Here is a 20,711-nt window from a genome sequence, read left to right as displayed (position 1 = left end):
CCGCCCCGAGCTGACCGAGGCCGCCATCGTGGTCTCCGGCGGCCGCGGCGTCGGCGCCGCCGACGGCTTCTCCGTCGTCGAGGACCTCGCCGACGCCCTCGGTGCTGCCGTCGGCGCCTCCCGCGCCGCCGTCGACGCCCACAGCAGCCAGGTCGGCCAGACCGGCAAGCAGGTCTCCCCCCAGCTCTACGTCGCCGCCGGCATCTCCGGCGCCATCCAGCACCGCGCCGGCATGCAGACCAGCAAGACTATCGTCGCCGTCAACAAGGACCCCGAAGCCCCCATCTTCGAACTCGTCGACTACGGCGTCGTCGGCGACCTCTTCACCGTCCTCCCCCAGCTCACCGGCGAGGTCAAGGCCCGCAAGGGCTGACCTGACCGGACCTGGTCGGAAACGGCCGACGGCGCGGCTCCCGGGGTCTCCGGGAGCCGCGCCGTCGTGCTGTCAGCGGCCCGCGAGGGAGCGCACGAAGCGGTCGGCGTCGACGGTGCCGAGGCCGGAGGCCAGGTCGTAGCCCTTGGTGGCCTGGTAACCCGTCACGGTGTCCCAGGAGTTGTCGCCCGCGGTGACGTCGGTGATGCCGCTGAGCTGGGAGGGCAGCAGGGCCAGGCCGTACAGGCGGGGGTTGAGCTGGCCCAGGCGGTGGCCCGCGAGCTGGGCGGCCAGCGCGACGACGCCGGAGAAGACCGGGGTCGCCTCGCTGGTGCCGCCGACCAGGTGCCAGCCGACCCGGGTCGGGTCGTACGACTCGTACGTCCAGGCCGCGCCGTCCACCGCCGCGCTCATCGAGATGTCGGGGGTGCCGCGGTGGTTGCCGGTCACGTTCGCCACGGCGGTCTGGTACCAGGGGCGTTCGAAGACGCCGGAGACGCCGCCGCCCGCCGCGCCGTAGTCGTCGTGCCAGACCTTGTCCGGGGCGGTGCGGTTGCCGTCGTTGTCCAGGGTCAGCTGGGTGCCGCCGACCGAGGTGACCAGCGGGTCCGAGGACGGCCAGGAGTTGACCTTGTACGGGTACAGGTCGCTGCCGTTCTCCATCGCGTCGGTGGCGCCGTTGTCGCCGGACGCGCCGAGCACCGTGACGTCCCGGGCGGCCGCGTACTTGAAGGCGTAGCGGAGCTTCTCGATCGACTTGAAGTCGCCCTTGTCGTAGCCCGGGAAGGTGTTCTCGGTGGCGCCGAAGCTCTGCGAGATCACGTCCACGTCGTGCGACTTGATGACGGCCTTCTCGGCGTCCATCATCTCCGGCAGGCCGGTGACGCCCTCGGTCTCGGCGACACCGGTCTCCACCAGCACGATGTGCGCGTCCGGGGCGATCGCGTGCGCGTACTCGACGTCCAGGGTGGTCTCGCCGGCCCAGCCGGTGTGGTCGGCGTTGGTCGGGTCGAACACCGGGACGTTCCCCCACTTGACCACCTCGACCTGGGTGTCCGGGATGCCCCACTGCTTGTCGAAGGTCTCCAGGTCGTGCTGGATCGTCGGCGAGCCGAACGAGTCCACGATCACGATGGTGCGGCCCTTGCCGGTCACGCCCTGCCGGTACAGCGGGTCCAGGTGGTAGGCGGTGCGGTACTGCAGCGGCGAGTAGCAGTGGATGCCGATCTGCGTCACGCAGTCCGAGGTCGATATCGGCGCGACCCGGCCGACCGCGTCGATCTGCCCGGCCGAGGCGGGGCGCAGCTTGAACGTCGCCGGGAGGTGCGCGGCGGACCGGGCGGTTGCGGTCGCACCGGTCAGGGCGGTGGCCCCGACGGCGAGCAGCGCGGCGGCCCGCAGCGCGGTGGAGCGTCGGGTGCCCGCGGTGGCGGGGTGCATGCCCAAGGAGACTCCTCGATGAGAAGGGGCCCGAGCCGGGTCCGGCCGGGGCGGCCCCTATCCCATCGGCAGCCGACGGGCCCTTCCATAGTCCGGGCGGGCCGCCCCGATGGCCCCGGTCGGCCACCGGATTCGGTAAAGGGAACGGAGGGGTTCGGTAACGCCGCAGCTCCGGGCGGTCGGCCGGGCCCTGCTGCGGGCGGGCGGCCCGGCCTCGTAGAGTCGGGCGGCATGGGACTGCTGACAGCACTCGACGGCGGGTACGGGGACCGGGCGGACGCCGTGGTGGTGGACGGGACCGCCCTGTCCTGGGAACAACTGCTCGGCGCGGCCGGGGCGGTGGCCGAACGCGCCGCCGGGGCGCCCGGCCTCGCCGTCCTGGCCCGGCCCACCGCCGAGACCGTCGCGGCCGTGGCCGGCGGCCTGCTCGCGGGCGTGCCGGTGGTGCCGGTGCCGCCCGACTCCGGGCCGGTGGAGCGCGCGCACATCCTGCGCGACAGCGGCGCCACCCTGCTGGCCGGCACCGAACTACCGGACGACGCGGCGCAGTTGACGGCACTTCCGGTGTCGCTGACGGACCGTCCGTCCGGCACCTGGCGCCCCGCCGCCGAGGACGCCGACCGGACCGCGTTCGTGCTGTACACCTCCGGCACCACCGGCGCCCCCAAGGGCGCGCTGATCGCGCACCGGGCGGTCGCCGCCGGGCTCGACGCGCTCGCCGGGGCCTGGCAGTGGGACGCCGAGGACACCCTCGTCCACGGCCTGCCGCTGTTCCACGTGCACGGCCTGGTGCTCGGCGTGCTCGGCGCGCTGCGCACCGGCAGCCGCCTCGTGCACACCGGCCGGCCCACCCCCGCCGGGTACGCGGCCGCCCGCGGCAGCCTGTACTTCGGCGTCCCCACCGTGTGGTCGCGGATCGCCGCCGACCCGGCCGCCGCCCGTGAACTGGCCGCCGCCCGGCTGCTGGTGTCCGGCAGCGCGCCGCTGCCCGTCCCGGTCTTCGAACGGCTGCGGGAACTCACCGGGCAGGCCCCCGCCGAGCGGTACGGCATGACCGAGACGCTGATCACCGTCGCCACCCGGGCCGACGGCGAGCGCCGCCCCGGCGCGGTCGGCGTGCCGCTGCCCGGCGTGCGGACCCGGCTGGCCGGGGAGGACGGGCGGCCGGTGCCCGCCGACGGCGAGAGCGTCGGCGAACTCCAGCTCCAGGGACCCACGTTGTTCGACGGCTACCTCGGACGGCCCGAGGCCACCACCGCGTCCTGGACCGCCGACGGCTGGTTCCGCACCGGGGACGTCGCCGTGATCGGACCCGACGGCTTCCACCGGATCGTCGGCCGGGCCTCCGTCGACCTGATCAAGAGCGGCGGCTACCGGATCGGCGCCGGCGAGGTCGAGGCCGCGCTGCGCGACCACCCCGGCGTCGCCGACGCCGCCGTGGTCGGCGCCCCCGACCCGGACCTCGGCCAGGCCGTGGTCGCGTACGTGGTCGCGGCGGACGGCGCGGGCGTCGGGGAACGGGAGCTCGTCGACTTCGTCGCGCGGCGGCTGTCCGTCCACAAGCGGCCCCGCCGGGTGGTCCTGGTCGAGGACCTGCCGCGCAACGCGATGGGCAAGGTGCTCAAGAAGCAACTCCTGGACGGCGCGGGGTAACCCCGGCGGCGGGGCGGCCGGCGGGGCGGTTCGCGGGCCGGTGCGCCGACCGGTTCGGGGGCCGGTTCGCGGGCCGTCCTTTCAGGAGGGCGGGGAGTGGGTACCACTGGGGTGGCGTGGGGGCCGGTGCCCCGCGCTGCCCGGCGCACGGCCGGGCCGGTGCCACGGAGGGGCAGGGGATGCTGTGATCGTCTGGGTCAATGGGGCGTTCGGGGCGGGCAAGACGAGCGCCTGCCGGGAGTTGGTCGGACTGCTGCCGGGGAGCGTGCTGTTCGACCCTGACACCCTCGGGCCGGTCCTGCGGGCCGCCCGGCCCGACCACGGGCCGGGCGAACTCCAGGACTCGCCCGCCTGGCGGCACCTGGCCGCCGAGACCGCCGCCGCGCTGGCCGCCGAGGCCGACGGGCCGGTCCTGGTCCCCGCCACGCTGCTGCGCCAGGAGCACCGCGACGAGGTCTTCGGCTCGCTGGCCGGGCGCGGCATCCCGGTCCACCACGTCGTCCTCGACCCGGTCGAGACGATCCTGCGGGCCCGGATCGCCACCCGCGAGGACGTCCCCGGGGACCCGGAGGCCACCGCCCGGCTGCGCCGCCGCGCCCGCGAGGCGCTGCCCGCCTACCTCACCGCCCGCGGCTGGCTGGCCGGGGACGCCCGGATGGTCGACAACGGGGTGCTGACGCCCCGGCAGACCGCCGAGCGGATCGCCGACCTGGTGCGCAGCGGCGCCGCGCGCTGCCCGATCGTGCGCAGCGAGGGCGGCGCCGGGGACACCGTCGCCGCGGCGGTGCTGCTCTTCGACGACCGGGACCGGGTGCTGCTGGTCGACCCCGCGTACAAGCCGCACTGGGAGTTCCCCGGCGGCGTCGTCGAGTGCGGCGAGGCGCCCACCGCGGCCGGCGTCCGGGAGGTCGCCGAGGAACTCGGCCTGCGGCTGCACCCGGAGGAACTGCGGCTGCTCGCCGTCGACTGGGAGCCCGGCGCCGGACGCGGACGCGGCGGCCTGCGCCTGGTCTACGACGGCGGACGGCTCGGCCCCTCCCAGGTGCTGCGGCTGCGGCTGCCCGCCGGGGAACTGCGCGACTGGCACTTCGCCACCCTGCGGGAGGCCGCCGAGATGCTGCCCGCCGGGCGGATGCGGCGGCTGGCCGCCGCGCTGGAGGCCCGGGCGGTCGGCGAACTGCGCTACCTGGAGGGCGGGCGGCCCGCCGCGACGGGGGCGGCGTCCGCGCGGTAGGGCGGGTGGTCCGCGGGGTGGCTCCCCGGGGCAGGATGGGGGGATGCCGTTCACCCTGAGCCATGCCGCCGCCGTCCTGCCCGGCCTGCGGGCCGCGAAGCGCAAGGGCGCGCTGGTCGCCGCCGGACTCGTCGCCGGCTCGCTGGCGCCCGACGTGCCGTTCTTCGCGGAGTCCCTCGTCCGGGGGGTCTACCGGCACGGCGGGTTGACGCACCGCTGGTGGGCCGCCCCCACCCTGGACGTCGCGGTCGGGGCCGGGCTGGTGGCCGGCTGGTACGGCCTGTGGCGCGAGCCGCTGCGGGTCGCGGTGCCCGGCCGGTGGAACGCGGTGGCCCCCGAGCGGCGCCCGGCCCCCGGCGAACTCCTGCTGGCCGCCGGGGCGTTGGCCGCGGGCGCGGCCACCCACCTGGTCTGGGACTCCTTCACCCACCACGGCCGGGCCGGCGTCCGGGCCCTGCCGGTGCTGGAGCGCGAGGTCGCGGGCGTCCCGCTGCACACCGCCCTGCAGTACGGGACGTCGCTGCTCGGCCTGGGCGTGCTCGCCCGGTACGCCGGCCCCTGGCGGGAGAGCCGCCGGGGCACCGCCGCGCTGCTGGCCGCCGCCACCCTCGCGGGGGCGGCGGAGCGGGTCCTGCGCGGCGAGCGGGGCGTGGTCGACGAGGCCTGCTTCGGCGCGGGCGCGGGCCTGGCGGTCGGCGCGGCAGTCCTCGGGCTGGCCGGAGTCCGGCGCGGAGAGCAGCCGGAAACCCCCGGAACCGGGTCGAACCGGCCTTCCGCCGACCGGAGTTGACCTGAGTCGACCGGACCGTCGGAGGCGCGGTGGGCGGGGTCGGCCTCCGGGCCCGGAGGGGGCGCGTACGAAGCAGGGGGAACGGCCGCGACGGCGGGCACGGCGAGCACGGCGAGCACGGCGGGTGCGGCGGACCGGTTGCCGGAACCGGCCTCGGGAGTCCGGCGGGCGGTGCTGCGGCCCGACCCGGCCGAGCGGCCGCGCCTGGTCGTGCCGGGCACCGGCGGGCCGCACCCGCTGGTCCAGGGCCTGCTCGGGCCGACGGCCGTGGTGCTGACGCACACCTCCTACCTCGCGGTCACCGACCGGTCGGTGTCCGTGCTGCGCGGACCGCGGCCGACGGGCGAGCCGGAGGAGGCCCTGGCCGCGGTGCCGCCGGAGCAGGCCGGTGCACTGGTGGCGAAGCCGCCCACGGCCGCCCACGGCCGCCGGCGCAGCCGGGTGCGGCTGCGGCTGCCGCAGGCGGAGCGGCCGGTGCGGATGGAGGTGCGGTTCACCTCGCGGCCGCAGCCGGACGCCTTCCCGGCCGAGTTCTGACCCCCGGCCGGGGCCGTCAGAGGTAGCCGTTGGCGGCGAGGTGGGCGCCGATGGCGCGGTAGGCGGCGGGGTCGTCGGGGGTGAGGGCGGCGAGGCCGTCGACGTAGCGGTTGTACATGCAGAAGGCGGCGGCGATCAGGACGGTGTCGTGGACGGCCTCGTCGTCGGCGCCGGCGGCCTTCGCGGCGGCGACGTCCTCGGGGGTGACGGACAGTCCGCTCTCGGCGACCTTGCCGGCCAGCTGCAGCAGGGCGCGCTGGAGGTCGGTGACGGGGGCGGTGGCGAGGTCGGTCTGGACGGCTTCGACCAGGGCGAAGTCGCCGCCGAGGCGGTGGGCGGCGGTGGCGCCGTGGGCGCCGGCGCAGTAGCGGGTGCGGTTGAGGGCGGAGACGTAGGCGGCGATCAGCTCGCGGTCGCCGACCTCCAGCGGGGAGTCGCCGCGCAGGAGTTGCTCGGCGAGTTCGCTCAGGCGCAGGCCGGAGGAGGGTTTGGCGGCGAGCAGGCCCCGGATGCCGGGGGCGTCGGTGGGCAGTGCGATGTGGGGCATGGGGGCCACTGAAGCGGTTCGGCGCGGGCTTGGCAAGCCCTTGACCTGGGAAAGCGGAGCCGGTGCGGGAAGGGCGGGGCATGGCCGTGGCGGGGGGCGGGCAGATTAGGATGGGCGACCGTGACTGACACCGGTAGCACCAAGGACCTGGACCCCGTCGAGCCGGTCGCGGCCCCCGCCGACGACGCCGGTGACGGGGTGTCGGAGGAGGCAGCGGGCACCGGCCCGCAGGACGACGGGCGGGAGGCGGGGGCGGTGGCGCTGCCGGACGGGGTGTGGGACGTCGTGGTGGTCGGCGCCGGTCCGGCCGGTTCGTCGGCGGCGTACGCGGCGGCCTCGCGCGGGCGGCGGGTGCTGCTGCTCGACAAGGCCGAGCACCCCCGGTACAAGACCTGCGGCGGCGGCATCATCGGGCCGTCCCGGGACTCGCTGCCGGAGGACTTCAAACTGCCGCTGCAGGACCGCATTTCGGCGGTGACCTTCGCGCTGAACGGCAGGTGGACCCGGACCCGGCGCTCGAAGCGGATGCTGTTCGGCGTGGTCAACCGGGACGAGTTCGACCTGCGCCTGGTGCAGGCGGCCGAGCAGGCCGGGGCGGTGCTGGTGACGGGCGTGACCGCGACCGGCGTGGAGCAGCGCGGCGGCGACAGCCGGACGGTGTTCGTGACGCTGGCGGACGGCCGGAAGGTGGAGGCGCGGGCGGTGGTCGGCGCGGACGGCTCGGCCAGCCGGATCGGCCGGCACGTCGGCGTGACCTTCGACCAGATCGACCTGGGCCTGGAGGCGGAGATCCCGGTGCCGGAGTCGGTGTCGCGGTACTGGGCGGGCCGGATCCACCTGGACTGGGGCCCGCTGCCGGGCAGTTACGGCTGGGTGTTCCCGAAGACCGACTCGGGGACGCTGACCGTCGGGGTGATCTCGGCGCGCGGCGAGGGCGAGAGGACCAAGGAGTACCTGGCGGCGTACATCCGCCGCCTGGGCCTGTCCGGGTTCGAACCGCTGGTGGAGTCCGGGCACCTGACGCGCTGCCGGGCCGAGGACTCGCCGCTGTCGCGCGGCCGGGTGCTGGTCGCGGGCGACGCGGCCGGGCTGCTGGAGCCGTGGACCCGGGAGGGCATCTCGTACGCGCTGCGCTCGGGCCGGCTGGCCGGGGAGTGGGCGGTGCAGGTGGCCGAGGCGGGCGGCGCGGCGGACGTGCGGCGGCAGGCGCTGAACTACGCGTTCGCGGTCAAGGCCGGGCTGGGCGTGGAGATGCGGGCCGGGAAGGTGATGCTGGCCTCGTTCGAGAAGCGCCCGTACCTGTTCCACGCGGCGGTGTCGCTGATCAACCCGGCGTGGCGGGCGTTCGCCCGGACCACCCAGGGGCACACCACGTTCGCGCAGCTGATGCGGGACCACCGGGCGGCGCGGAAGCTGGCGTCGGTCGCCGGGCGGCAGTAGGAGCGGGTCGGACGCGGACCCGCCCGGGAGGGCTGCCTCCCGGGCGGGCCGTGCGGACGGGCGCGGGGGGTTGGGATTCGGGGGGCCGCCCCGCGCCCGCGTTCCCGGGGTTACTTCAGGCCCGCGTCCAGGGCGTTCATCAGGGTGCCGGACGGGGTGTCGCCGGACATCTCCCAGACCATCGCGCCCAGCAGGTTCTTGGACTTGAGCCAGGCGGTCTTCTGGCCGATCGACCAGGCGTCGTCGAAGGTCCACCACTGGCCGCCGTTGCCGGTGTAGCCGTAGGTGGAGACGGACACCGGGTCGTGGTAGACGGTCAGGTTGGGCACCGAGGTGATCAGGTTGTTGTAGCCGCGGGTGCCGGCCTCCTCGGCGAACTGGCCGGGTGCGGCGCCGCCCGCGGCCTGCCAGGCGCCGTGCGCGCCGCCGTCGGTGACGTTCTGCCAGCCGCGGCCGTAGAACGGGAAGCCGATGGTGAGCTTGCGCGGGTTGACGCCGGCCGCCAGGTAGGTGTCGACGGCGTTCTCGATCGAGAAGTGGAACGGGTAGGGGTCGGTGGGGTCGGTGTGCAGGTTGGCCTGCTGGCCGGTGCGGTTGGGCTCCCACGAGTTGTCGCTGCCGGAGCCGTGGAAGTCGTAGCCCTGGACGTTGGCGATGTCGAGGGACTGGAAGATCTGCGAGAGGTCCCAGCCCTGGCCGACCTTGGCCGGGTCGGCGGGGGTGAAGGCGGTGAGCAGCTTGTGCGAGCCGCCGAGGGCGTCGAGCTGGCGGCGGAACTCGGCCAGCAGCAGGGTCAGGTTCTGCTTGTCGTTCGCGGAGTAGTGGTTGCCGGGGTGGCCGTCCGGGGAGCCGGGCCACTCCCAGTCGACGTCGATGCCGTCGAAGATGCCGGCGGCCGTGCCGGGGCCGCCCGCGCCGTTGTAGGCGGGCAGGTTGCCCTTGATCCAGATGTCGATGCAGGAGGAGACCAGCTTCTTGCGGGAGGCGTCGGTGGCGGCCGCGTCGGAGAAGTACTTGGAGTACGTCCAGCCGCCGAGCGAGACCACGACCTTGAGGTTCGGGTACTTCGCCTTCAGCTTCTTGAGCTGGTTGAGGTTGCCGCGCAGCGGCGACCAGCCGTCGTCGGCGACGCCGTCCACGGACTGGGCGGCGCTCATCGGGCGGGCGTAGTCGGCGTCGGCGTCACCGGCGCCGGTGCCCTGGTCGGGGTCCTCCGGGTCGGCGGTGGTGCCCTTGGTGACGCCGGCCAGGCAGGTCAGGTTGACCGGGTCGATGTTCTCGAAGGCGTAGTTGATGACGTCGAGCTTGGCGGCGCTGCCGGAGGTGTCGAGGTTCTTGACGAAGTACTGGCGGCCGTAGATGCCCCACTGGACGAAGTAGCCGACCCGGGAGTACTTGCCGGGCCCGGCGAGGTCGCCGGTGGTGGCGTTCAGCGTGTTGGAGGCGGGGGAGCTGTTGTCGGCGGCGTCCCGGGCCTTGACGGTGAAGGCGTACGGGGTGGCGGGGGAGAGCTGGCCGACGGTGGCGGCGGTGGTGGTGCCGGTGACGGTCTGCACCAGGTTGCCGCCCTGGTAGACGTCGTACGCGGCGACCCGCTTGTTGTCGGTGGCGGCGTCCCAGGCCAGCGCGACGCTGGTGCTGGTCACCCCGGTGGAGCGCAGGTTGCCGGGCGCGGTGGGCGGCACGGTGTCGCTGGCCGGGTCGACGGTGGCGGCGCTCAGCACCGGGCTGACCGGGCCGGTGTTGCCGCGGGTGTCCTTGGCCCGGACGGTCAGGCCGTAGGTGGTGGCCGGGGTCAGGCCGGTCAGCGTGGTGGCGGTGCCGGCGGCCGAGCCGAGGATCACCGAGCCGTTCAGCACGTCGTACGAGGCGACCGGGAAGTCGCCCTTGGACGCGGCCGGCCAGCTCAGCGAGAGGCTGTGCGCGGTGGCGTCGACCAGGGTCGGGGCGCCCGGCGCGGTCGGCGGGACGTCCGGGGTGCCGTCGCACTTGTCGCCGTTGACGCGGCAGTTGAGCGGGGCGGTGATCGGGCCGTTGCCGATGAACCAGAAGCTGTACGGCTCGGTCGAGCCGTTCGCGGGCACCGTCGCGTTGTAGTACGCGTTCGTCGCGGTGACGTGGCTGCCGGTGGTGGTGGAGGTGCCGTTGTAGGTGCCGGTCATGGTGACGCCGGACGGCAGGTCGAAGTCCAGGGTCCACCCGGTGACGGCGGTGGCGTTGGGGTTCTTGACGACGAAGGTGCCCTTCCACCAGGACCCGTAGTCGTCGCTGGTGAAGGTGGCGGTCAGTTTGGCCGCGGCGTGCGCGGGCGTGGCGGCGAGCAGGGCCAGTGGCAGTGCGAGCGCGGCGAGCAGGGCCAGCAGACGGGCCCTGAGCCATTGCCTGGAGCGGACGTGCATCGGTACTCCCTGTCTGGTGTGGGGGATTCCGTACAGGGGTGCCGGGAGCGGCACTCAGGAGGGTAAGTGGACTGGACCAACTCGTCAACAGGTCTATACCGGATGGAGGTTGACGGGACGTCAGCCCCTTGATCCGCGACTGTCGGCGGCGCCTGGCAGGATCACCGCCATGGGACTCGATGTGATGGTGGGCGCGCTGATCGGCGCCGAGGAGGACACCGCCGAGTGGTTCCGCGCGGAGTGCGCGGAGATCACCCGGGTACTGGCGGCCGAAGGGCTGCCGGGCTGGCGGGAACCGGAGAGCGGACCGCGCTTCGGCGACCGGATCTGGGGCTACTCGGGCCTGCACACGCTGCGCCGCCTCGCCGCGCACCTCGCCGCGGGCGGGCAGCTGCCCGAACCGCTGGCGGAAGGGGAGCGGGCCACCGACGACCCGGTGCTGCGGGCCGCGTACGAGGACATTCCCGACGACCGGCCCGGCCCGTTCGACCACCTGATCCACCACTCGGACTGCGAGGGCTACTACGCGCCGGTCGACTTCGCCCCCGTCCTGGCCGACCCGGAGCTGAGCGGCGGCCTGCTCGGCTCCTCGGTGCGGCTGCTGGCCGAACTCGAGGCGCTCGCCCTGGCCCTGGGCCTGCCCGCGGACCTCGACCCGGACTCCGAGGAGGTCACCGACGCCGCCGAGGACCCGGACCCGGCGGCCGAGGGGTGGCGGCGCTACGGGACCGAGGCGTTCGTCTGCCTGCAACTGCGGCTGGCGGCGCGCTGCTCGGTGGAGACGGGGGCGGTGCTGGCGTTCTGCTAGGGCCTGCGGCGGGGTGGGGGTTGCTGGTTCCAACAGCCCCCAGCCGCTTGGGCTTTCCGGTGGGCTCCGGCCTCCAGCAGCATCGACCCGCCGTTCCCCGGGCCCCTGGACGGGGCTCTCTGGTGGGGCTCTCCGGCGGGGCCCTTCAGGGGCCGAGGAGTTGGTCGGCGAGGGGGCTGCGGGTGTAGAGGACCAGGCGGCCGTGGCGGGCGCGGGTGACCAGGCGGGTGGCGTGCAGGACGGCCAGGTGCTGGCTGACGGCGCCGGGGGTGACGCCGAGCCGGCGGGCCAGTTCGGTGGTGGCGGTGGGCTCGTGCAGCAGGGCGAGCAGGCGGGCCTTGGGGGCGCCGAGCAGCTGTTCCAGGGCGCGCGGGGCGGGTGGCGGGTCGGGCGGGCCGGCCAGGTTGCCCTGGCCGCGGGAGAGGTAGGTGATGGACGGGGTGAGGTCCGGGCCGATCGCGGTGAGCGCGCCGCGGGCGAAGCAGGTCGGCAGCAGGGCCAGGCCGCGCCGGTCGACGGGGACGTCCAGGTCGCCGTGGCCCCAGTCCCGGTCGATGGTCAGCACCCCGTCCGCCCAGTGCAGGCGGTGGTCGAGGTCGGCGAACAGTCCGGCGGCGCCGCGTTCGGCCAGCACCCGGGCGCGGTGCACGATGTCGGCGTGCAGCACCGAGCGGGCCTGCGGCCACCAGCCGGGTTCCAGGACGTGCGTCCAGTACGCCTGGAGGGCGTCGGCGATCTCGGCGAGCAGCGCGGCCGGGCGGTCGGCGCGGTCGGCGAGCAGCGGCGGCACCGCCCGGTCGTGCGGGAGGAAGGTCAGGGCCAGTTCGCCGGCCAGCCGGGCCGGGTCGAAGGCCCGGACGACGGCCAGTTCGGCCCGGAACTCCGGGAACGGGACGGCGGGGCGGGGGGTCAGGAAGTCCGGCACGTACTTGTTGCTCGCCACCAGGGCGCGCAGCAGCGGGGCCTGCGGCAGGGCCTCGAAGGCCGGGCGCATCGCCTCGAACGCGGCGCCGTGCGGGTACTGCCCGGGGTGGGTCCACATCCGCAGGCTGAGCACCGTCTCCTGGAGCGGCGAGCAGGCGAAGTAGGTGGCGGCCAGGTCGGCCAGCCCCAGCCGGAACCGCAGTACCACGACGCCCCCCAGGTGGTCCGTCCCGCACCGGGGATTGAGGCGGGGGCTAAATCAATACCACGGGCGCTCCGTACCCGGTCTGATCGGGGCATGACCGCCACTGACCCCGCGGCCGATCCGGCCGTGTCGCTCCCCCCTGCCCGCCCCCGGCTCGCCCGGCTGCTGCCCGAGGACCCGGTGCTGCGCCGGCTGTCCGCGATCACCCTGGTCAACACCCTCGGCAACGGCCTGGGGATGACGCTCGGGGTGGTGTACTTCACCCGGGTGATGGGCTTCGGCGTCGGCACGGTCGGCCTGGTGCTGACGGTCGCCGGGGCGTGCGGGGTGGCGGCGGGCGTCCCGGCCGGGCGCCTGTCGGACCGGTACGGGCCCAAGCGGGTGCTGGTCGTGCTGCTGGCCGGGCAGGCGGTGTGCGCGGCGGCCTACGTGCTGGTGCACGCCCTGGCGGTGTTCGCGGTGCTGGCCTGCCTGGTGGCGGTCGCCGACCGGGGCGGCTCGGCGGTGCGCGGGGCGCTGTTCGCCGAGGTGCTGCCGGTGGACGGGCGGGTGGCCGGCCGGGCCTACCTGCGCTCGGTCACCAACGTCGGCCTGGCGGTGGGCACGCTGGGCGCCGCGGCCGTCCTGCAACTGGACACCCGGGGCGCCTACCTGACGGCGCTGCTGGTCGACGCGGCCTCGTTCGGGGTGATCGCGGTGCTGTACGCGCTGCTGGTGCCGGCCACGCCGCGCGCCGCGGGTCGTGCCGAGCGGGCCGGGGGCGGGCCGAACCCGGCGCTGCGCGACCGGGCGTTCCTGCTGCTGACCGGCCTGAACGGGGTGATCACCCTGCAGTTCGTGATGGTCGAGGTCGGGCTGCCGCTGTGGGTGGTGCGCGACACCGCCGCGCCGCGCTGGATGGTCGCGGGCGGGCTGCTGGTGAACACCGCGCTGGTGATCGTGCTGCAGGTGCGGGCCACCCGGGGCACCGAGCAGCCGCGGGCCGCGGCCCTGGTGTTCCGCCGCGGGGCGCTGCTGGTGGCCGCGTCCTGCCTGGTGGTGGGCCTGGCCGCCGGGCTGCCCGGCTGGGCGGCGGCGCTGCTGGTGGCGGGCGGGGTGGCCTGCCAGGCGCTGGGCGAGGTGTACAGCCAGGCGGGCGCCTGGGCGCTCAGCTACGACCTGGCGAAGGACGGGGCGCACGGCGCCTACCAGGGCGTGTTCAACACCGGCGGGTCGGTGGCGATGATGCTCGGCCCGGCGCTGATGACCTCGGTGGTGATCGCGCACGGCCCGGCCGGCTGGGTGCTGCTGGCGGCGCTGTTCGCCGGCGCGGGCTGGGGGATGACGGCGCTGGTGCGGCGCTGAACGCACCGGGCCCCCGGCCGACGTCGCGTCGGCCGGGGGCCCGGGGTTCAGGGCGTCAGCAGCTCAGGTTGGAGCCGGTGGGCACGCCCAGGATCGAGGTGAAGCTGGTGTACGCGTTGACCCGGCTCTGCACCTGGGCGGGGTTGCCGCCGTTGCACTCGAGCGAGCCGTTGATGGAGCGGATGGTCTCGCCGAAGCCGGCGCCGTTGACCATGGCGTTGTGCGCGGTCATGGTGCCCGGGCCGTTCTGGGTCATCCAGTACCAGATGCCGGTCTTCCAGGCGACGGCCGCGTCGGTCTGCACCAGGTTGGGGTTGTTCAGCAGGTCGATGCCGAGCGCGTCGCCGGCCGCCTTGTAGTTGAAGTTCCAGCTGAGCTGGATCGGCCCGCGGCCGTAGTACGCGGCCTGGCCGGCCGGGCAGCCGTAGGGCTGGGTGGTGTCGCAGTAGTGCGGGTAGTTCGCGGTGTTCTGCTCGACCACATACACCAGGCCGCCGGTCTCGTGGCTGATGTTGGCGAGGAACGCCGCCGCCTCCTGCTTCTTCACGGTGTCCGAGCCGGTGTTGGCGAACGCCGGGTAGGCGTTCAGCGCGGTGACCAGGCCGGAGTACGTGTAGAAGGAGTTCCGGTTCGGGAACATCTGGTTGAACTGGGCCTCGGAGACCACGAACCCGCCCGGGTTGGGGGTGGTGGTGGTCGGGCTCGGGCTGGTGGTGCCGCCGCCGGTGCAGGTGTACGGGCTCCAGTACCAGGTGGAGATGGTCGGGTCGTAGCCCGGGTTGTCGTGGGTGGCGATGTAGTACTGGCCGTTGGGCGCGTACTTGACCACCGTGCCGGTGGCGTACTGGGTGCCGGCCACCCAGGTGGGGTGGTTGCAGGTGCCCTGGCTGGGCGTCGGGGTGGTGGTGGTGCCGCCACCGCCGCCGCAGGCGCCCTGGTCGGCCCAGACGCCGGAGCCGCCGGTGCTCGGCGTCTCGCCCTGGGTCCACCACTTGGCGTTCCAGTTGTGCCCGTTGTACGAGGCGGACATGCCGCCGGTGTAGACCTGCGTCGCCGAGTACGGGGTGGTGCAGGCGGCGGCCGCGGTCGAGGTGGTGGGCACCATGACGGCCAGTCCGGTCGCGGCCAGCGCGCCGGTCAGCAGTGCGGCGACCCGGCCGCGGCGGGAGCCGGCCCGGTGGGCGGGCCGGTGGGAGGTACGGGTGTGGGACATTCGGCCACTCCTTGTGGGGGAACGAGCGGTGTACCCAGCACTCAAGCGAATTTGTCCGTTAACTGTCAATAGGTCTAGACCTTAAGGAAGTTGGGGACGGGGCGCGGAGCCCCGCGCCGAGCGCGCCCCGAAGATCCGGTACTGGCCAGTAGGGCCGCGGTGTGCCAGGGTGCAGACGACGCCCCGTCCGACCCACCCTCAGCCGGAAGGCAGGCCACGCCAGATGACCACCCCCGCGCCGCTCGTCCGCACCACCACCGCCGACGCCGTCGCCACCCTCGAACTCGACTCCCCGCACAACCGCAACGCCCTCTCCACCCGGCTGATGGCCGAACTCACCGCCGGCCTCGCCGCCGCCGCCGCCGACCCCGAGGTCCGCGCCGTCGTCCTCGGCCACACCGGCCGGGTGTTCTGCGCCGGCGCCGACCTCTCCGAGGCCACCGGCGACGACCCCACCGTCGGACCGCGCGGCCTGGTCGCCCTGCAGCGCGCCGTCGTCGACTGCCCCAAGCCCGTCATCGCCCTGGTCGACGGCCACGTCCGGGCCGGCGGACTCGGCCTGGTCGGCGCCTGCGACCTCGCCGTCGCCGGACCCGACTCCACCTTCGCCTTCACCGAGTCCCGGCTCGGCCTCGCCCCCGCCGTCATCTCGCTGCCGCTGCGCCCCAAGCTCGACCCGCGCGCCGCCGCCCGCTACTACCTCACCGGCGAGACCTTCGACTCCGCCGAGGCCGCCCGGATCGGCCTGGTCACCGAGGCCGCCGACGACGCCGCCGCCGGACTGCGCACCCTCCTGGACGCCATCCGGCTCTGCTCGCCGCAGGGCCTCGCCGAGTCCAAGCTGCTCGCCAACGCCGAGGTCCGGGAGTCCTTCGACCGGCACACCGAGGAACTCGTCGCGCTGTCGGCCAAGCTGTTCGGCTCCGAGGAGGCGCAGGAGGGCATGCGGGCCTTCCTGGCCAAGCGGCCCGCGCGCTGGGTGCGCTGACCTCGCGCTGACCTCGCGCTCCGGGCCCTCGGGCCCGGAAGTTACCGGCCGGTGTGAGTTTGGTCCCGTTGCGGGCCGCCGGGGCGCACCGGCCGCTACCGTGAGCGCATGTCGATCGTCCGCAGGCTGCTCGGACCCGTCCGCGAGAGGTCGCGCCGGGCGGCCGGGCACGCCGTGCACCGCGGCTGGCGCTGGGTGCAGGACGCCGGCGCGGTCAGCAACCGCAACCCCGGGCCGTACCGGTTCGGGGAGCTCGGCGACGGCACCAAGCTCGCCTTCCCGCTCGGCACCGTCTTCAACGAACGCTGGATCACCATCGGCCCGTTCTCCATCATCGGCGAACGCGTCACCCTGTCGGCCGGCTTCCTGCCCGGCCTCGACCTCGGCCCCGAACCGATCGTCCGGATCGGCGGCGGCTGCGTCATCGGCCGCGGCAGCCACATCGTCGGCCACCAGCGGATCGAACTCGGCGACGACGTCTGGACCGGCCCCGACGTCTACATCACCGACCAGGCCCACGAGTACCGCGACACCGAACTCCCGATCGGCAAGCAGTGGCCCCGCAACGAGCCCGTCTCGATCGGCGCCGGCTCCTGGATCGGCACCGGCGCGGTGATCCTCCCCGGCGCCCGGATCGGCCGCAACGTCGTGGTCGCCGCCAACTCGGTGGTCGCCGGCGAGGTCCCCGACTACGCCGTGGTGGCCGGCGCCCCCGCCCGCCAGGTCCGCACCTGGAACCCCGAGGACGGCTGGCAGCCCCCCATCCGCCACGAGGCACCCCGCCCCGTCCCCGACGGCGTCACCGCCGAACAACTCCGCGCCCTGGTCGGCTGGGACCTCCGCCTGCCCGGCGAGGCCGAACGGCCCCCCGCGCCGTAGGGCTGTCGGCGCGGGCTGCGACGATCCCGGCCGGACGCGGACGGCGAAGGGATCGTGACGGTGGAACGGTTGGAACGGGACGTGCGGGCGATCCTCGCCCGGCTGGCGCGCAGCGCCCCCGAGGGGTGGACGGAACTGCGCCTGGAGACGGTCGACAGCCGCTACGGGCCCGGGACGCACGGCAGATGGACGCTGCCGGACGGCAACTGGCACGGCCTCCGGCCCGACCCGGAGGACCTCGACGCCCTCGCCGCGGCGATCGCCGCCGAGCGCGGCTGGCCGCGCGCCCGGCTGCACCTGGAGCACGACCCGGCCGGGCCGTACACCCTCACCGCGACGCCGGAGCCCCGCGCCACCCGGGGCCGCCTGCTGGTCCTCGACCCCGACTACGTCCACCCCGCGCCCGGCCTCACCCGGCCCGGCTCCGTGCTGCCGCCCGCCGGGGACCCGGAGCGGGCCGTCGCACTGCTGGCCGAGTACCGGCGGCGGACCACCGAACTCACCGGCCACCGGCGGCCGTTGGGCCCGCCCCTGACACCCGGGCAGATCGAGGAGGCCGAACGCCGCCTCGGCCACCGGCTGCCCGACGACCTGCGGGCGCTCTACCTGGCCGCGAACGGCAGCGACGTCATGGCGAACGGCCTGTGGCTCGGCCACCTGCGCTGGCTGCCGCTCGACGAGGTGGTCCGGGCCCACGCCCACTGGGCGCAGTACCCGCACCGGCCGGATCCCGACCGGCCGGACCTGGTCCGCGTCATGGACGAGCCCGGGCCGCTCGACACCGTCCGCCGCTGCCTGAACCACCCCGGCTGGATCCCCTTCGCCACCGCCGACGACGGCAACTACCACGCGGTCGACCTCGCCCCGGCCGAGCACGGCCGCCCCGGCCAGGTCATCGAGAGCGGCCGGGACTTCCACGACGGCCCGCTGTACGTCGCCGACTCCGTCACCTCGCTGCTGGCCGCCTGGTTGGACCTGATCGACCGGGGCGCGTACGAGATCGAGGACGCCCCCGAGGACGGCGAGGAGATCGACCCGGAGTACCCGCCCGGCCTGGAGGTCACCGAATCCGTCCGTCCGCCGGGCGTCGAGCGCTCCGTCCTCGGCCCCGGCCTGCCCGCCGCCGTCGCGCCCACCCTGCAGCGGGTTCTCGCCGTCGGCGAGGCCGACGAGGGCCCGCTCGACCTCGCGCCGCTCGCCGCCGCGCCCGGCCTGCGGGTGCTCCGGGTCCGCTCCCGCACCGTCACCGGCCTCGGCGCGCTGCGCCCGCTGCCGGTGGAGTTCCTGCGGGCCGGGCTGGACGGTGAGGGGCTGGCGCCGCTGGCCGGGCACCCGCGGCTGGGGGCGCTCGACCTGGCCTGCGACACCCCGCTCGACCTGGCGCCGCTGCGCACCCTGCCCGCGCTGTGGTGGCTGGACCTGTCGCGCTGCGCGGTCGAAGACCTGCGTGTGCTACGGGAGTTGGCCGGGCTGCGGTACCTCGCGCTGACGGACGCGCAGTGGGCGGAGCTGCTCCAGCGCGGCGCGCTGCCGCCCGCCCTCGCCGTCGCCCGGCTCGCGGACGGCTCGGGCACCGCGGCGGAACTCAGGGCGTGGGCCGACCGGTTCGCCCCCGCCGAGGGTGAGCCGTGTCACGTCAGCGGGACGCTGGCGGTGGGCGGCTGACGGGCGGGACGTTCGGGCACCTGCCGTCGGAGGGGCGGGAGTTGACAGGCCGTCCGTTCCGGCCGGTGGGCGGATTGCGGGGGTTTGCCGGGGGGTGCTCGGGGTGCAACGACTGTCACAGCTGGGCAACGGAGGAAACCGGGCGGGGCGGATCGGCGTGGTGGGGTCTGTCGGATCGGGCAGGATGTCGGTCCGATGGATCTTGGAAGTGCAGGTCGGGCCGCGGGGGCGCCGACGGAAACACGGCCGGATCCGCCCTACCCACCCACTAGTTCACGGGGGAATTCGCACCATGCGTCTCAACCGTTTCGCCGTGGCCGCCGTGCTGGCCGCCTCCGCCCTCGCCCTGACCGCGTGCGACCCGGAGGGCTCCTCCTCCGACGCGTCCGGCTCCGCCCCGGCCGCCACCGCCTCCGCGGGCGGCTCCGCCACCGCTGCCGCGCCGGCCGCCTCCGGGAGCCCGAAGCCGTCGGCGAGCGGGGGAAAGTCCACCACCGGTGGCGCCACCGGTGGTACCACCGGAAAGACCACCGCTCCCGCCGCTGACTGCACGGCCAACGCGGCCGGGCGGACGGTGGTGGAGGCCACCGAGAACGCCTACCTGACGCACGTGTGGATGCGCGCCAAGTCCACCAAGTTCGTCTGCGGCCCCGACGTCCCCAACGACGGCTACTGGGAGGCGAAGGGCGACCCCCAGCTCTACAGCTTCGACAACGACGTGAAGACCTACCTGCTGGACGAGAACCTGAAGACGAAGAGCGTCGACCTGTTCGTCTTCATGAAGGCGCAGGAGGCCTGCCTGAACCAGGCCCAGCCCGCCGCCCCGTACCGCTGCTTCGGCAACCAGTACGAGGTGAAGGTCGGCGCCCAGAACAAGGTGCTCAGCATCACCCAGCTGTACCGGCCGTGACGACCCGCCGGCCGTGACGACCCGCCGTCCGCGCGAGCGGCCGGCGCCGGCGGCGGCCCGGGCGCGTGGGGGCGCCTGGGCCGCCGTTCGTCGGTCCTGTGGAGCCGTCGGACCGAGCGGCCGTTCGCCGGTGCTGCGGAGCCGTCAGGCCGGGCGGCCGGTGCGGTGGCGGCGGACGGCGAGGGCGAGCAGGCCGGCCAGTGCGGAGCTGGCGGCGACGGTGAGCAGCGCGGCGGGCAGCGAGAGGGCGTCGGCGAGGAAGCCGATCACCGGGGGGCCGATCAGCATGCCCGCGTAGCCGAGGGTGGAGGCGGTGGCCACGCCCTGCGGGCCGGCGGTGGCCCCGGCCTGGGCGATCGCCAGCGGGAAGACGTTGGCCAGGCCGAGGCCGACCAGGACGAAGCCCGCCAGCACCAGCGGGACGGACGGGGCCAGCGCGGCGGTCGCCATGCCCGCGCAGGCGGCCAGGCCGCCCAGCAGCATCACCCTGGTCTGGCCGAGCCGCTCGGAGAGCCAGGTGCCGGAGAGCCGGCCCGCGGTCATGGCGAAGGCGAAGGCGGCGTACCCGGCGGCGGCCGTCGCGGTGCTGGCGTGCACGTCGTCGGTCAGGTGCAGGGTCGCCCAGTCGGCGAGCGCGCCCTCGCCGTACGCGGTGCACAGCGCGGTCAGGCCGAGCAGGACGACCAGCAGCCGGGCGTGGCCGGACAGCCGGGCGGCGGCAGCACCGGCCGGGGCCGGGGCGGCGCTCTCGCGCGGGGCCGGGCGGGCGGCGGCCGGGGCGCGCAGCAGCGCGGTGCCGGCCAGTGCGACCACGGCCAGGCCGAGCGCGCCGGACGCGGCCAGCGCCCATGAGGCGCTGATCCGGCCCGCGAGCAGGCCGCCGACCGCGGCGCCGAGCAGGCCGCCGAGGCTGTAGCCCGCGTGGAAGCTGGGCATGACGGGGCGTCGGAGTTCGGCGACCAGGTCGACCGCGGCGCTGTTCATCGCCACGTTGGCCGCGCCGTAGCCGGCGCCGAACAGCAGCAGCACCGCGCCGAGCGCGAGTACCGAGTGGGTGTGCGCGGGCAGCGCGACCGCGAGCGAGAACACGGCGACCGAGGCGACGGTGACCCGGCGCGAGCCGTACCGCAGGCACAGCCGTCCGACCAGGGCCATGGTGGCGACCGCGCCGGCCGAGATGCACAGCAGGGCCAGGCCCAGCGCGCTGTGCGAGGCCGCGACCTGGGCGCGGACGTCCGGGATCCGGACCACCCAGGCGGCGAACAGGAAGCCGTCGACGGTGAAGAAGGCAGTGAGGGCGAGGCGTGCCGCCGACCAGGAGGAGCGTCGGCCGGACGGGGAGGTGGGGGAGGAGGGGAGGGC

18 protein-coding genes are annotated in these 20,711 nt (G+C 75.2%); 12 read left to right on the top strand and 6 right to left on the bottom strand.

Annotated elements, in window-relative coordinates:
• Positions 1–373, top strand: a 373-nt coding sequence (locus IH44_RS0132965; RefSeq protein WP_030463473.1) for an electron transfer flavoprotein subunit alpha/FixB family protein, incomplete at its 5' end; no start/stop codon positions are given.
• A gap of 72 nt (positions 374–445) precedes the next feature.
• Here IH44_RS0132965 and IH44_RS0132960 read toward each other — a convergent pair.
• Entirely contained in the window at positions 446–1,813 is a 1,368-nt protein-coding gene (locus IH44_RS0132960; RefSeq protein WP_030463472.1) for a S53 family peptidase, read from the bottom strand.
• Between the two features lie 231 nt (positions 1,814–2,044).
• Between IH44_RS0132960 and IH44_RS0132955 the strand changes: the two genes are divergently transcribed.
• The 4 genes from IH44_RS0132955 to IH44_RS0132940 all read left to right on the top strand — a co-directional run bounded on the left by IH44_RS0132955 (position 2,045) and on the right by IH44_RS0132940 (position 6,027).
• Positions 2,045–3,466: an AMP-binding protein gene (locus IH44_RS0132955; protein ID WP_030463471.1), complete on the top strand. Its 1,422-nt coding sequence runs from the start codon at positions 2,045–2,047 to the stop codon at positions 3,464–3,466.
• Between the two features lie 184 nt (positions 3,467–3,650).
• Positions 3,651–4,700 (top strand): NUDIX hydrolase, encoded by a 1,050-nt coding sequence (locus IH44_RS0132950; RefSeq protein ID WP_030463470.1) that lies wholly within the window; start codon positions 3,651–3,653, stop codon positions 4,698–4,700.
• 43 nt (positions 4,701–4,743) lie between these two features.
• On the top strand, positions 4,744–5,490 hold the full coding sequence (locus tag IH44_RS0132945) for a DUF4184 family protein (RefSeq protein ID WP_030463469.1): 747 nt from the start codon (positions 4,744–4,746) through the stop codon (positions 5,488–5,490).
• 171 nt (positions 5,491–5,661) lie between these two features.
• A complete protein-coding gene (locus IH44_RS0132940) occupies positions 5,662–6,027 on the top strand; it encodes a hypothetical protein (RefSeq protein WP_030463468.1) in 366 nt (121 codons plus the stop codon).
• 16 nt (positions 6,028–6,043) lie between these two features.
• On the opposite strand, the gene IH44_RS0132935 is transcribed toward IH44_RS0132940, so the two are convergent.
• Entirely contained in the window at positions 6,044–6,574 is a 531-nt protein-coding gene (locus IH44_RS0132935; protein WP_030463467.1) for a carboxymuconolactone decarboxylase family protein, read from the bottom strand.
• A gap of 255 nt (positions 6,575–6,829) precedes the next feature.
• On the opposite strand from IH44_RS0132935, the gene IH44_RS0132930 reads away from it, so the two are divergent.
• Positions 6,830–8,014, top strand: coding sequence for a geranylgeranyl reductase family protein (locus IH44_RS0132930; RefSeq protein WP_030463466.1), 1,185 nt, complete (start codon positions 6,830–6,832; stop codon positions 8,012–8,014).
• Between the two features lie 110 nt (positions 8,015–8,124).
• Here IH44_RS0132930 and IH44_RS0132925 read toward each other — a convergent pair whose 3' ends face one another.
• Entirely contained in the window at positions 8,125–10,413 is a 2,289-nt protein-coding gene (locus IH44_RS0132925; RefSeq protein WP_030463465.1) for a glycosyl hydrolase family 18 protein, read from the bottom strand.
• Positions 10,414–10,582: 169 nt separating this feature from the next.
• Here IH44_RS0132925 and IH44_RS43325 point away from each other — a divergent pair, with 169 nt between their 5' ends.
• A complete protein-coding gene (locus IH44_RS43325; RefSeq protein ID WP_051817774.1) occupies positions 10,583–11,221 on the top strand; it encodes a hypothetical protein in 639 nt (212 codons plus the stop codon).
• 145 nt (positions 11,222–11,366) lie between these two features.
• Here IH44_RS43325 and IH44_RS0132915 read toward each other — a convergent pair whose 3' ends face one another.
• Positions 11,367–12,353: a helix-turn-helix transcriptional regulator gene (locus IH44_RS0132915; protein ID WP_035957160.1), complete on the bottom strand. Its 987-nt coding sequence runs from the start codon at positions 12,351–12,353 to the stop codon at positions 11,367–11,369.
• 90 nt (positions 12,354–12,443) lie between these two features.
• Here IH44_RS0132915 and IH44_RS0132910 point away from each other — a divergent pair, with 90 nt between their 5' ends.
• Positions 12,444–13,694 (top strand): MFS transporter, encoded by a 1,251-nt coding sequence (locus tag IH44_RS0132910; protein WP_051817772.1) that lies wholly within the window; start codon positions 12,444–12,446, stop codon positions 13,692–13,694.
• A 55-nt stretch (positions 13,695–13,749) separates the two neighbouring features.
• Here IH44_RS0132910 and IH44_RS0132905 read toward each other — a convergent pair whose 3' ends face one another.
• Positions 13,750–14,907: a glycoside hydrolase family 19 protein gene (locus IH44_RS0132905; RefSeq protein ID WP_051817770.1), complete on the bottom strand. Its 1,158-nt coding sequence runs from the start codon at positions 14,905–14,907 to the stop codon at positions 13,750–13,752.
• Positions 14,908–15,130: 223 nt separating this feature from the next.
• Between IH44_RS0132905 and IH44_RS0132900 the strand changes: the two genes are divergently transcribed.
• The 4 genes from IH44_RS0132900 (at position 15,131) to IH44_RS46900 (ending at position 19,349) form a co-directional block, all read left to right on the top strand.
• Positions 15,131–15,895: an enoyl-CoA hydratase family protein gene (locus IH44_RS0132900; RefSeq protein WP_030463460.1), complete on the top strand. Its 765-nt coding sequence runs from the start codon at positions 15,131–15,133 to the stop codon at positions 15,893–15,895.
• A 108-nt stretch (positions 15,896–16,003) separates the two neighbouring features.
• Complete coding sequence (locus IH44_RS0132895) at positions 16,004–16,774, top strand: DapH/DapD/GlmU-related protein (RefSeq protein ID WP_030463459.1); 771 nt, start codon at positions 16,004–16,006, stop codon at positions 16,772–16,774.
• A 60-nt stretch (positions 16,775–16,834) separates the two neighbouring features.
• A complete protein-coding gene (locus tag IH44_RS41800) occupies positions 16,835–18,439 on the top strand; it encodes an SMI1/KNR4 family protein (protein ID WP_051817768.1) in 1,605 nt (534 codons plus the stop codon).
• A gap of 292 nt (positions 18,440–18,731) precedes the next feature.
• On the top strand, positions 18,732–19,349 hold the full coding sequence (locus tag IH44_RS46900; RefSeq protein WP_030463457.1) for a hypothetical protein: 618 nt from the start codon (positions 18,732–18,734) through the stop codon (positions 19,347–19,349).
• Between the two features lie 144 nt (positions 19,350–19,493).
• Here IH44_RS46900 and IH44_RS0132880 read toward each other — a convergent pair.
• Positions 19,494–20,711, bottom strand: a 1,218-nt coding sequence (locus tag IH44_RS0132880) for an MFS transporter (protein WP_030463456.1), incomplete at its 5' end; no start/stop codon positions are given.

The organism is Kitasatospora sp. NRRL B-11411 (assembly GCF_000721345.1).
In the GTDB taxonomy this organism is placed as follows: Bacteria; Actinomycetota; Actinomycetes; order Streptomycetales; family Streptomycetaceae; genus Kitasatospora; species Kitasatospora cineracea.
Note: the sequence above shows the minus strand (reverse complement) of the source record. Positions and strands in the feature narration are given on the sequence as shown.

Excerpts from the sequence above, each read along its gene's own strand:
- IH44_RS0132905 (WP_051817770.1), bottom strand. The coding sequence starts at position 14,907 with ATGTCCCACACCCGTACCTCCCACCGGCCCGCCCACCGGGCCGGCTCC.
- IH44_RS0132910 (WP_051817772.1), top strand. The coding sequence starts at position 12,444 with ATGACCGCCACTGACCCCGCGGCCGATCCGGCCGTGTCGCTCCCCCCT.
- IH44_RS0132955 (WP_030463471.1), top strand. The coding sequence starts at position 2,045 with ATGGGACTGCTGACAGCACTCGACGGCGGGTACGGGGACCGGGCGGAC.
- IH44_RS43325 (WP_051817774.1), top strand. The coding sequence starts at position 10,583 with ATGGGACTCGATGTGATGGTGGGCGCGCTGATCGGCGCCGAGGAGGAC.
- IH44_RS0132945 (WP_030463469.1), top strand. The coding sequence starts at position 4,744 with ATGCCGTTCACCCTGAGCCATGCCGCCGCCGTCCTGCCCGGCCTGCGG.
- IH44_RS0132895 (WP_030463459.1), top strand. The coding sequence starts at position 16,004 with ATGTCGATCGTCCGCAGGCTGCTCGGACCCGTCCGCGAGAGGTCGCGC.
- IH44_RS0132925 (WP_030463465.1), bottom strand. The coding sequence starts at position 10,413 with ATGCACGTCCGCTCCAGGCAATGGCTCAGGGCCCGTCTGCTGGCCCTG.
- IH44_RS0132960 (WP_030463472.1), bottom strand. The coding sequence starts at position 1,813 with ATGCACCCCGCCACCGCGGGCACCCGACGCTCCACCGCGCTGCGGGCC.
- IH44_RS0132935 (WP_030463467.1), bottom strand. The coding sequence starts at position 6,574 with ATGCCCCACATCGCACTGCCCACCGACGCCCCCGGCATCCGGGGCCTG.
- IH44_RS0132900 (WP_030463460.1), top strand. The coding sequence starts at position 15,131 with ATGACCACCCCCGCGCCGCTCGTCCGCACCACCACCGCCGACGCCGTC.
- IH44_RS46900 (WP_030463457.1), top strand. The coding sequence starts at position 18,732 with ATGCGTCTCAACCGTTTCGCCGTGGCCGCCGTGCTGGCCGCCTCCGCC.